The sequence below is a fragment of the Burkholderia lata genome (genome assembly GCF_902499335.1).
In the GTDB taxonomy this organism is placed as follows: domain Bacteria; phylum Pseudomonadota; class Gammaproteobacteria; order Burkholderiales; family Burkholderiaceae; genus Burkholderia; species Burkholderia lata_B.
This window is the reverse complement of sequence record NZ_CABVQK010000033.1, coordinates 1-11,170: the sequence shown is the minus strand read 5'-3', so window position 1 is coordinate 11,170 and position 11,170 is coordinate 1. Positions and strand designations below refer to the sequence as shown.

Annotated in this window: 11 protein-coding genes; 1 reads left to right on the top strand and 10 read right to left on the bottom strand. The window is 67.4% G+C overall.

From position 1 onward, the window contains the following. The first annotated feature begins 181 nt into the window (after positions 1-181). Positions 182-652, top strand: a complete 471-nt coding sequence (locus BCO18175_RS40180; RefSeq protein ID WP_174989333.1) for an ATPase — start codon at positions 182-184, stop codon at positions 650-652. Between the two features lie 176 nt (positions 653-828). On the opposite strand, the gene BCO18175_RS40175 is transcribed toward BCO18175_RS40180, so the two are convergent. The 10 genes from BCO18175_RS40175 to BCO18175_RS40130 all read right to left on the bottom strand — a co-directional run. Further along, positions 829-1,515, bottom strand: a complete 687-nt coding sequence (locus BCO18175_RS40175) for a DUF429 domain-containing protein (RefSeq protein ID WP_174989331.1) — start codon at positions 1,513-1,515, stop codon at positions 829-831. Positions 1,516-1,524: 9 nt separating this feature from the next. Continuing rightward, positions 1,525-2,049, bottom strand: coding sequence for an HD domain-containing protein (locus BCO18175_RS40170; protein WP_021161966.1), 525 nt, complete (start codon positions 2,047-2,049; stop codon positions 1,525-1,527). Positions 2,050-2,169: 120 nt separating this feature from the next. After that, positions 2,170-5,640 carry an ATP-binding protein gene (locus BCO18175_RS40165; RefSeq protein WP_174989329.1) on the bottom strand — a complete coding sequence of 1,157 codons (3,471 nt, stop codon included), beginning with the start codon at positions 5,638-5,640 and terminating at the stop codon, positions 2,170-2,172. 3 nt (positions 5,641-5,643) lie between these two features. Next, complete coding sequence (locus BCO18175_RS40160; protein ID WP_166966395.1) at positions 5,644-6,894, bottom strand: metallophosphoesterase family protein; 1,251 nt, start codon at positions 6,892-6,894, stop codon at positions 5,644-5,646. Positions 6,895-6,958: 64 nt separating this feature from the next. Next, positions 6,959-7,501: a CbrC family protein gene (locus BCO18175_RS40155; protein WP_174989327.1), complete on the bottom strand. Its 543-nt coding sequence runs from the start codon at positions 7,499-7,501 to the stop codon at positions 6,959-6,961. Between the two features lie 78 nt (positions 7,502-7,579). After that, positions 7,580-8,188, bottom strand: a complete 609-nt coding sequence (locus tag BCO18175_RS40150) for a hypothetical protein (RefSeq protein WP_174989325.1) — start codon at positions 8,186-8,188, stop codon at positions 7,580-7,582. Positions 8,189-8,312: 124 nt separating this feature from the next. Then, the gene (locus tag BCO18175_RS40145; protein ID WP_174989323.1) at positions 8,313-9,083 is read right to left on the bottom strand and encodes a hypothetical protein; all 771 of its coding nucleotides are present in this window, start codon (positions 9,081-9,083) and stop codon (positions 8,313-8,315) included. 382 nt (positions 9,084-9,465) lie between these two features. Further along, entirely contained in the window at positions 9,466-10,002 is a 537-nt protein-coding gene (locus tag BCO18175_RS40140; protein WP_174989321.1) for a hypothetical protein, read from the bottom strand. Positions 10,003-10,353: 351 nt separating this feature from the next. Then, complete coding sequence (locus BCO18175_RS40790) at positions 10,354-10,677, bottom strand: hypothetical protein (RefSeq protein WP_254608256.1); 324 nt, start codon at positions 10,675-10,677, stop codon at positions 10,354-10,356. 46 nt (positions 10,678-10,723) lie between these two features. Beyond that, on the bottom strand, positions 10,724-11,170 hold a 447-nt coding region (locus tag BCO18175_RS40130), incomplete at its 5' end, for an electron transfer flavoprotein subunit alpha/FixB family protein (RefSeq protein WP_217483948.1).

The window sequence follows — 11,170 nt, the reverse complement described above, 5'->3', positions numbered from 1 at the left end:
GCAAGCCCCTTTGTGAAAATATTTTGAAAAAGCCCCCGTGCGCTGCCGCGCACGGGGGCTTCGGGCTCGACGGGCCACGTATTGCAACGCGATGCCGTCATCCATTGATATGACGTATATCGAGCGCCCCTCAATATAGGCGTTCGCGGAACGAGCGAGGAATCGGGTGTGGTCGAGTATCATGCCGCGACCGAACCACGCACTCATATCCACGATGGACAGCACCACTCAACCCGACGACGCCGACCTTCGCGACGAATATGCAGCGCTGCGCGAGCGCGCCGTCATCCTGGAAGAACAGGCTCCGCCGCTTCTGCAACGCATCTCGGATGTATTGCCGCGAATCAGCGGCGAATCCGAACTGGCGGACGAGCACCGCGAGCGACTCGTCGGTGCGCGCAACGCAGCGATGGTCTCGATCGAAAACTATCAGCAGGCGATTCCTTTCCTGCAGACGGCCGACTCGATCATCGAGCAACTGGACAAGACGCCCGAGCGCGACGAAGACTTCGAGTGGCGTGAATCGCTGCTGCAACGGCTCGACGAGCTGATCGACGTCGCAGTCGTGATGATCGACGATGCCGAAGGTTACTTCGAACAGGCGCAAGCCTGCGATCTGGCCAGCGTGCCGAAAGCCATCCTCGAGGATTGAGCAGCGCCGCTCGGGATCGCATCGCGCACCGGCGTCATGCCGTGTGCGCCAACCATCCCGATGCTTGCTTGCCGGCCGGCAGTCGCAGCCTGACGCCTTCGGCGTCACGCAGGCCACCCCCCTCCCGCAAAAGCTCACCTTTTCGCAACGCGCGTCGCCCGGGCCGCGCGACGCAACTACAGTGAGTCAAGAACGATCGCCTCACTCACGAGCGGCACGCGGATATATCCGCCCTCCGCATCACCATACGCGTGCGCATTCCCGTCGATGACGTATTGCGCCGTCAACGCGCAAAGGGTTGCGTCTCGCGCATCGACGGACTTCAGCGTCGACACGTCGATCCCCAGTCGCTCCAGCAATTGCCGGCGCTGATTGCGTTTCTGCTTCGCCGATGCAACGTCCTTGCCCAGCATCGCGCAGGTAATCGCATAAGGATAGGTTTCGAAGCTCGTACGTCCGCCCGCATAGCGCGCGCCGGTCAGCAGCGGATAGGCATCCGCGAGCGCGCGGTAGACGCGCTCCCCCATGAACATCCAGTCGAAGAAGCCTGACGTGCTCGCGACCGCCTGCTCCCGCGACGGCGTCGGAAAGCACGAAATCCGTTCGCGCGCGAGCGCCTGTTCGGCCGCCCGGCGCCCGCTGCCCGTCCACCACAGGCTCGGTGCGTCGACGCCGACGGCCACGACGTCATGGGCGAGACACAGCGCAGGCACCGCCTCGGGCGCGATCCGCTCCTCGCGGCAGACGACCGTCGGTCCGCGCAGGATCACGAGATCGCATTGCTTCTTTTCGCCGCCCACATCGACACCCGCCACGGCCGGCGATCGCCGCGCAGCGGATTCGATGGATCGAACCGATCGCATACGGGTGCCTCAGTCCGCCGGCCGTGCGTCGTACGCGGCGTCGAAGATCGCCTCGAGACCGGGGTGCACGCCGCGCATCGGATCGACGACCGACTTCGCCCAGTCGAAATACGCCTGCTTGCGCTCGAGCGGCCAGTCCGCGGGCGGATGCCGCGCGATGTCGCGCAGATTGCAGATCTTGTCGGCCAGCTTCACGAGCTTCGCGCGACGGCTGATGGTCGCCGCATGCTCGACCTGCAGGCGCTTGCGCTCTTCCTTCGGCAATGATTTGTCGTCGGTGACTTCCATCACGATGTCCGCCACGTCCTTGCCGAACAGCCGCAGCAGTTCCTGCTCGGTCGTCTCGGTATCCTCGACCGTGTCGTGCAGCACGGCCGCGACGATCACGCGCTCGTCCTCGACGCCGGCCTCGTTGGCCAGCACATCCGCAAGCGCGATCGGATGATTGATGTACGGCGACGCTTCTTCATCCTTGCGCCGCTGATTGCGATGCTTGTCCGCCGCGAACGCAATGGCGGCTACCAGCTTTTTCATATTCCCCCCTCGTGTGGCCAGACCCACGACCGGCAGGACCGGCCGCAGGCATTTCGGAACAGCACATACTACCTGTACGCGATGACCCCGCCCGTGCGCCGGCATCCCGCACGCACCGCATCACGCCCCCACCGGCGCGCGCTGCAGCTCGACCACGTTGACCCGCGCGCCGAATACGTCCCTCACGAGCGGCAGCAGGTGGTCGTGGTGCGTCAGGAACAGCACCTGGGTTCGCGTCGACAGATCGCGCAGCGCATCGAGGCCGGCCTTCGCGCGCGCATCGTCGAAGTTGATGAACAAGTCGTCGGCCACGAACGGCAGCGCGGTCCGGCTGCCGAGCTGCAGCTCCAGCGCCGCAATCCGCAGCGCGAGGAACAACTGGTCACGCGTTCCTTCGCTCAGCCCGGCGACCTCGACCGATGTGCCTTTCGTCCGCCGCGCATACAGTGCGGGCGGCGTCCGTTCGGTATCGACGGTCAGCCGCGCGAATTCGCCCAGCGTAAGCCCCGCGAAAATCTCGCCGGCGCGCCTGAGCATCGGCCCCTGCTTCTGGTCGCGATAGCGATCCGTCGCCCACTTCAGCAACCGGCTCGCCGTGGCCGCCTCCAGATACTGCTCGGCGGCATCGCCCATCGCCGCCAGCGCTTCCTGCCGTTTCGACTCGGCAACGGCCGCGTTCGCCTGGCCGTCGATCGCGCCGAACGCCTGATCGGCCACGACCTGCTGCTGTGAAAGCTCGTTCAACCGCTTGCCGGCGTCGCCGAGCGACTGCTTCACCGCTTCGAGGTGCGCCGGTACGTCGGCGATGTCCTGCTCCGCGACTTCCGCTTCGACGGCGGACCGGGACAGGCCGTCGCCATCGCGCACCAGCGCCTCGTGCGCGGCATCGACCGCCTGCCGAAGCTGGCGCTGGCGATCCGAGCGTTCGGCCAGCGGCAGCGCCGCATCGATCGACGCTACGCCGGCCAGCTGCAGCAGCGGCTGGACGCGCGCATCGGCACCGGCCACCGCGGCGGCCGCGTCCGCGACCTTGCCGTCGGCCTGCCGCACAGCTTCGTCGGCGCGTTCGATCGCACGCGCAATTTCCCTGGCAGCCGAGAGGCGCATCGCCAGCCGGCGCGCGACGTCCGGCCAGTCGCCACTCGTCAACCATTCCGGCGCGAGCGCTTCGGCAAGCCGCCTTGCGCCAGCCTCGAGCGCGGACAGCTCCGCGCGGATCGCGGCAATCCGGTTGCGCGGCGCGTCGGCATCGGCGAGTTCGGCCGTCACCGCGTTGGCGAGCCCGAGCGCACCTTCCGCCGCGGCCAGCGTCGCCGCGCTCGCGGACAGCTTGGCGTCGGCCAGCGCGTCGCGCCATTGCGCGTGCCACGCATCGTAGGCCGTCTGTGCGTGGCCGGCGCGCAACTGCGCCGTCGCGCATCCGCGTTCGGCTTCCCGCGCGCGATCCTCGAGGCTGTCCTGCTGCGCGAGCGCTTTCTCGGCCGACTGTACGAAGGTCTCGGCGATCGCGACGAGCGCCGCCAGACCGTCCGACTCGCCGCCTCGCGACACGGTGCGCAGCGCCACGCGCAACGCGGTTTCGGCACCCGCCCGTGCGGCGCGAATCGTGTCGAACTCGCGGCGCTGCCTGTCGAGATCGGCCTGCGCGGCGAACACCGTATCGCGCTTCGCAAGCCAGTCGCCCATCGCTGCCAGCGGCATGCCGGGCACCGCGGCCGTCGCCGCGAGCGCGACCCATGCGTCGCGATGCGCCGCGAGCTCACGCTCGCGCTCGTCCAGCGCGGCTTGCCTGCGCGCCACACCGGCATGCGCGGATTCAACCTGCTGACGCAGCGACTGCAACGTCGCCGCCGCCTGCGTCGCGCCGAGCTGCGCATCGACGAGTTCGTCCGCCAGGCGAATCGCGTCGTCGACCGCAGGTGCGCCCGTGACGAGATCGACCGCGCCGCTGCGGATATCGCCCCACGCGCCGTCGCGCCGCGCCCGCGCCGCCAGCACGTCGGCGGTCGTGACGACCTTGTGGTTCTCCGCGAAGTGCTTCTCCTGCAGTTCGAGGCGCTCGAGTTCTTCGAGCGCGCCGTCCCGCGCGTCGCGTGCAGCAGCGGCCGCGCTCGCGCGTTCGCTGTCTTCCTTCAGCAGCGCGCCGAGCCGCGCCACCGACGGCACGTCGAGCGCACGCAGCGTGTCGACCGGCATGCACCACTGGCCGAGTGCATCGAGTGCACCGGACAGCGTGCGTTCGGCAGCGGCGATTTCATGTTCGAGTGCCTGCTCGCGCTGGCCGCTGTTGCGAAAGCCCTGCGCGTCGGCTAGCGCCGCACGCAGCGCTTCCGGCACATCGACGGTCGACAGGCGCGCCTGTTGTTCCTGCACTTGCGCAAGCTCGCGCGTGCGTTCATCGAGCGATTCGCGCGCGCCGGCCAGCGCCTGGTGCAGCGCACCGTGTTCGCGCAACAGGTTTGCAACGGTCTTCAGCGACAGTGCCGTCGGCAGCGACGCACGCAGCGACGCTTCGTCCGTCGGCCAGCCGAGCTGGCCGGCCGCTGCAAATGCGGCGGACAGGTGACGCTCGACATCCGCACCGAGCAGCAGCAGATCCTGCGCGTGATTCATGCACGCGCCGCGCAGCCGATCGAGCGCTTCGATGTCGGCTTCGAGCGCCAGCGTGTCGGCATCGGCGTCGATCGCATCGCGCGCCTGCCGTTTCGCGAGCAGGTCGGCACGCCGTTCCTCGAGCACTTTCTGTTCGGCCGCGAGATCGCCCTGCGCCTTCAGCAGATCCGCATACGCGGTGGGCGGCAACTCGACGACCGCGCCCAGTTCCGCCAGCGCCGCGTCCTTGACCGTCAGTTCCTTGAGATACGGTGCCAGCCGTCGCACGCGTTCCAGCTTCGAGCGCAGCGCTTCGAGCCGGCGCTGTTCCGCGCGTGCCTGCTCGATCTGCTGTTCGACCGCCTCGCGCGCGTCCTTCCGATCGACCCAGTCGCGCGTGCGCACCTGGACCGTCTTCAGTTCGGTCACGGCTTCGTTGAACGACGTTTCGGCGAGCGCAAACGCGCTGCCGCTGCGACGCGGCGCCCACAGCTCGACCGAACGCGCATCGAGCTCTTCCCGCACCGGCCCGAGACTGCCGACGCCGGCAGCCGATTCGAACAGCACCTGGCCGAGCTTGTCGGATGCGTCGAGAATGCTCCGGCCGCCGTCGACCAGACGCCCGTGATCGAGCCCGAACATCTGCTCGAAGAATTCACGCGTGGCGCCGTCGAGGATGGCGGCCAGATAGTCGTCGGGCAGCTTGTCGTCGGCGGGCGTACGCAGCGGACTGCGCCCGCGCGCACGGTGGAACGCGAGTTCGCCCGTGCCGCTCTCGAGCACGCCGCCGATCCGCAGTTCGGGCGTGCTGTGCAGGAAATCGAGCGGCGTCTGCAGCTTCATCCCGAACAGCAGCTCCGACACGGCCGTGCGGATCGTCGACTTGCCGGCCTCGTTCGGCCCCACGATCACATGGAAATCCTCGCCGGCCGACGGGAACCGCAGCGTCTCCTCGGTGAACTTGCCGTACTTGATCAGATCGAGCTGGTTGATCCGCATCGCTTACTCCCCCCTCGCCAGCCGCGCGAGCAACGCCGGCCCGACCTGTTCGACGAGTGCCGTGAGCTCGCCCGCGCGCGCCATCGTCAACAACGGCACTTCTTCCTTCACGTCGCTGCGCACCTTGCCGACGAACGGCTTCAGGTCGCGTTCGAGCAGTTCGAGGAAATCCGGATCGCGCGCGGCGTCGGCCAGGATCTGCTTCAGGTCCTCCAGCGCTTCTAGCTGCTCGCTTTCGCCCGGCTGATGATCGGCCGCGGACGTCGCGAGCCGGACCTTCTCGAGCCACAGCCGCTCGTTGCCGATGATGCCGATCTGGTTCAGCACCTCCGCGCGCAACTGCGGCGCGCGGCCGAAAAAGAGGCCATGCGCGGGCGTACGCCCCGTGACTGTCACGCGCACCGCGCGCGGCACGTGGCCGTCGACGGTCAGCAGCGCTTCCAGCGACTGGCCGATCTTTCTCGACAGGTCGGCAACCGTCAAGCAATCGGACGCGTCGACCGACACGGCTTCCCAGCGCAGCACGTCGAGATACAGGCGCTCGACCTGCGTGCGGCCCTGCTCGACCGTCACGAGCACCGCGCCGCGGCGGCCCGTCTCACGGATATGGCGCCCTTGCAGGTTGCCGGGAAACACCACCGTGGACGGCCCCGACCATTGCTGGAATTCGTGCACGTGGCCGAGCGCCCAGTAGTCGTAGCCTTTCGCGTGGAGTTCGGCCAGCGTGCATGGCGCATAGTTCGCGTGCGCCGCATAGCCTTCGAGTGCCGTGTGCAGCACGCCGATGTTGTAGTAACCGGGCACCGGGTCCGGATAGCCGATCGCGAGATTGTCGACGACAGCCTTGTCCTTGAAGCTCTGCCCGTGCAGCGCAACGTCGAATTCGGGCAGCTTGTGGGTTTCCGCCTTGCGGTGGCCGAACACGGTGACGTTGTCGGGCAGCGTCAGCTTCTTCGTCATCTCGCTTTCGGCATCGTGGTTGCCGCCGAGGACGAACGCGCGGATGCCGGCCTTGCGCAAGCGCCCCATCTGCTGGCCGAAGAAGATGCCCGTGTTGTGGTCCTTCCAGTCGCCGTCGTACAGGTCGCCGGCGATCACGAGGAACGCGACTTCCTCTTCGATCGCACGATCCACGAGCTGCCGCAGCGCCTCGCGCGACGCGTTGCGCAACTGCGCGGCCGGCGCGTCGGGATACGCGCTCAGGCCGTGCAACGGGCTGTCAAGGTGTATGTCTGCCGCGTGGATGAACTTCACGAAGATTCCTCTGTTTCATGACGATGGGGCCTGCGATCGCCGTGCGATACCGCCGGCCAGGCCATCAGTCGCAATCCTGGTAGCCGCCGAGTTCGCCGCAATGGATGCAGCGAAACATATACGCTGTCGGCGAGCCGTCCTTGTCGAGCGCGGCGAAGAAGCGCTCCCACTCGGCGCCCTCGTCGAGTCCGGTCGATTCCCGAATCGACGCAACGGCCTGCGGGCCGAGCGCGGTCAGTTCGCCGGCGCCCGCACGGCCGATGAACTGCGCGCCATCGCCGCAATGCGTCCACCACCGCTCCTGCTGCCAGCCCTGAAAGCCCGGCGTGCGGCAGGCGATTTCGTCGACGACCGCGTCGGGCACTTCGTCCCATTCGCCGCCGCCGATGCCATACGTGTCGGTAAAGACTGCATCGAGCCGCGCGTGCGCCGCACCGTCGGCGATGCACCACGGGCAGATGCATTGCTCATACTCGTCGACCGCATACACGGGGCCGGCGTACACGTAACCGCGTACATCGCCGCAACATGCGCAGCGCGTATCCGAGCGAATCACGCTGCCCGTTGCGAGCGGGTCGGGATGGTACCTGAAAGCGGGTAGCGACACGATGTTCTCCGTCGGACCGGATGGTCGGCAAACTCACGATACGAATTCGAGCGGCCATTGTGCCGCAGCCCGGCCACGTTACCGCGGAACCTCGGCCTCGACAAACGTGCCGTTCGCGAAACGATAGACGCGATGCGTTGCACCGCCGTGCGCGAGATATTCCCACCGGATGTCGATGCCGGCCGGGTCGTCGTGCCACGCGATCGCCAGGTAGGGCGATTGCGCGCCACCATCGGTTTCGAGCGAAACGGAGTCGACGCAGCTTTGAACCGGCAGCGAGAACCGCGGCACGGCACGGGCACCGCGCAGTTCCAGCACGTACAGCGACCCGTCTTCGCCCGCGCCGCAATATCCGGTCGGGCGGCTGTTCGACGATCGGTTGACGACGACCAGCAGATAGTCGTTGCCGTCGATCCGTTTCGAACGGTCCGACGGGAACGCGACGCTCGATGCATCAGCCAATATGCGGCGGAGCGCGGCCGGCACGATCAGTGCCGATTTCTTGTGGCGGGCTGCATCGACGTCGAACAACCTCGGACTCGCCCATACGATCTCGTGACCGTTGGCGAGCCGCACCGATTCAGGTACCGGCGTTTCGGCGAAGGCAACGGCGGCATTCGAGACCAGCAACGCCAGTGCCGCCAGCTTCAACGCAATCGATTTCGTCGGGCTGATTCGTGTCCGCATGAATCGCGCAGGATTGTCGTGCAGTTCATCGTATGCGCCGGCCTGCCGTACGGGCAGGCCCATTTCAGGATCGCCCCGCGTGCATCGTTCGTCACGACGCACGCGGCCGATCCACGACGTGCCATCACTCGCCGCGCGGTACCGGCGGCGGTGCATAGCCGTTGTCATTGCCGGGGAACGGATTCGCGTTGCGGCGCAGCGCTTCCTCGTCGTTCCCCTTCTGCGCGAAAACCGCGACGCCGATCACGCCGACGTTCGCGGCATCGCCGTACTTCGAGTTCGCGACATAGCTGTCGGGTACCGCCGCGAAGCGGAACGCGGCGACTTCGTCGCGGCTCTTGCGGAAGCCCTCGATCGTCAGCGTCCGGCCCGGATACAGCACGTAGCCGCCGTTCGTATAGCTGCCCGGCCGCCCCGACAGCACGTCGAGCCCGTCGACGCTCGACACGACCTCGAACGTATGGCGCCCCTGGTTGCGCAGCACGATCGTGTAGCGCGAACCTTCGACGCCCGCCATGTGCCAGCGGCCGTCGCTGCGCGCGAGACGCAGCGGCGCGCCCTTTTCGTCCGTGAACGACAGCGCGATGTCGCCGTTGGCGAGCGCGACGCGGGTCGGCAACCGGCGAACCTGGGACGCGGGCGGGTGCCCGGGCAACGCATCGTTGTAGTAGACCGACGCGAGATCCGTCGGCTTCGCCGGATCCGCGCGTTCGAAATCGACCTGGCGGGTTTCGGATCGCACCGACTCGCCCCAAGCCGTGCCGAGCCCGCGGCGTTCGCTGGCGTCCGGTGCGGCGGCGGACGCACCGGTGCTGGCGGACGGCGGGGGCGGCGCCGCGCAGGCGGCCAGCCAGAGCGCGCAGGCGAGCGCGAGAAGACGGAACAGGATGGTCATGACGTGATGCCTCGGAATGTTATCGGGCCGCGCCGGGCTGGCCGGAACGGCGTTTTGGTGTCGTCTGTCGTCACGATGTCGATCGGACATGCTGGCCCGTATCCGCCGGCGCCGCGATCGCGGCGGCCCGGCAACCGGGAGCCCCGCTATTTAAGCATGGCGGGCGGGCAATGGGCAGGGGGCAAAGCGTGCGCTCGCCGCCCGTCGCGGGCCCGTGCCGGCGGGCATCGGCAAGGCGCCCGCGCGCGTCGCGTCGCCGGATCGATGGCGAACGTCGACGCATCCCCGTATCGAGGAGGTGATGAACGCCGCGCCGCACGCGCCAATAGAAACGGCCCGGCCCGCATCGAAGCGGGCCGGGCCGTGTCGGGAAGCGTGATGCTTACAGCGCGCCGCCTTGCGCCGACGCCGAACCCTTCACGCCGACCGATGCGCCGCCCTGCACCGAGTTCGTCGCGCCTTCGAGCGCCTCACCGGCCTTCGCCTTCGCGCCGCCGGCAACGTCACCTGCCGTCGACACCGCGCCTTGCGCGTGGCTCTTTGCCGTGCCTGCGACGTGCTTCACGTGCGATTTCGTCGAGTGGACGGCCGATGCGGCGGCATCCTTCGCCGTGCCCGCTGCCGAACCGACCGCATGCGTCGCACCGCCAACCGCGTTGCCGGCTGCCGAACCCACGCCGCCGACCGTCTTGCCGACGCCGTTCAGCGCGCCGCCAACGGCGTTGCCCGCGCCCGAACCTGCCGCATTCGCGCCGGCACCGGCCTGCAGGCCCACGCCGCCGCCGAGCAGCGGCGTCTGAACCTGCGCGCCGACACCTGCGGAACCCTGGGCACCGGTCTGGGCCGTCTGTGCGAACGCAGCCGAAGTCGCCATCGCCGTCAGTGCAGCACCCACCAGAATCGTACGAATCTTGTTCATGGTCATTCTCCCCAAAGACGTTGTTGCTGCGGGCCGCCTTCGTGCGGCTTGTCGCATGCCTCGCCGCGACGTGCGGCAGGTGGGGCTAATGTAGCGGCGCGGACGCGCAAATCGATTGATTTGCGGGGACTGTTACTTCCGTTGCAAATGCTGACGATTGCCTCACATAGTTTGACAATCGCGGGATTGCGGCGGGATGAATCGCATATTTTCCGGTGAGCGGGCGTGAATCCGGTGACATGCGGTACAGGTCGCCCCGGGATGGCGATGCGGCCGCTCGACATACATCGTCGTCGGCCTGCCTATTCGAAAGCCCGCACCTTTGGCGGGCTTCCGACTTTCCGATTCACCTCAGCTGCTTCTGCCGGCATGTTGCCGACGCGACCCGGTTGCCGTTGCTCCGCGCCACTTCCCCCCTGACAAGTGCGCATCGGCCGCCCCGAGCCCCAGTTGCTCCGCAGCCAGCTTGGCGGCACGTATCGCATCGTCGAAGTTCTGCTCGGTTGCGACGTGGGCACGGTCGACGTTCACGACCCAGCTGTCAAACATGTAGCGCCATCGAATTCTGCGTTCCTCGAGCAGCACAGAAAACCAACGCCAGATTGACGCATCTTCAGCATTGGCCGCCACCGCAGCATCGAAGCGAACTCGTTCCATCGCGCCCATATTCGTCATCCCGGATCCGCACATCACCAGCAAGCAGGCCTCGCAAAAAAATCCGTTACGCCAGTTGCGCCGCCAGTTCAGGGATCTCCGAGAACAGGTCGCCGACGAGGCCGTAGTCGGCCACGCTGAAGATCGGCGCCTCCTGATCCTTGTTGATCGCGACGATCACCTTCGAATCCTTCATGCCGGCCAGGTGCTGAATCGCACCCGAGATGCCGACCGCGATGTACAGCTGCGGTGCGACGATCTTGCCGGTCTGGCCGACCTGGTAGTCGTTCGGCACGTAGCCGGCGTCGACCGCCGCGCGAGAGGCGCCCAGTGCGGCGTTCAGCTTGTCCGCCAGCGGCTCCAGCACCAACGCGAAGTTCTCGCCGCTGCCGAGGCCACGGCCGCCCGACACGATGATCTTCGCGCTAGTGAGCTCGGGACGGTCCAGCTTCGTCACTTCACGGCTCACGAACTGCGACTTGCCGGCATCGGCTGCCGCTTCGATCTTCTCGAC

Coding starts and splice junctions, on each gene's coding strand:
- BCO18175_RS40180 (WP_174989333.1), top strand. CDS start 182: ATGCCGCGACCGAACCACGCACTCATATCCACGATGGACAGCACCACT.
- BCO18175_RS40175 (WP_174989331.1), bottom strand. CDS start 1,515: ATGCGATCGGTTCGATCCATCGAATCCGCTGCGCGGCGATCGCCGGCC.
- BCO18175_RS40170 (WP_021161966.1), bottom strand. CDS start 2,049: ATGAAAAAGCTGGTAGCCGCCATTGCGTTCGCGGCGGACAAGCATCGC.
- BCO18175_RS40165 (WP_174989329.1), bottom strand. CDS start 5,640: ATGCGGATCAACCAGCTCGATCTGATCAAGTACGGCAAGTTCACCGAG.
- BCO18175_RS40150 (WP_174989325.1), bottom strand. CDS start 8,188: ATGCGGACACGAATCAGCCCGACGAAATCGATTGCGTTGAAGCTGGCG.
- BCO18175_RS40145 (WP_174989323.1), bottom strand. CDS start 9,083: ATGACCATCCTGTTCCGTCTTCTCGCGCTCGCCTGCGCGCTCTGGCTG.
- BCO18175_RS40140 (WP_174989321.1), bottom strand. CDS start 10,002: ATGAACAAGATTCGTACGATTCTGGTGGGTGCTGCACTGACGGCGATG.
- BCO18175_RS40790 (WP_254608256.1), bottom strand. CDS start 10,677: ATGACGAATATGGGCGCGATGGAACGAGTTCGCTTCGATGCTGCGGTG.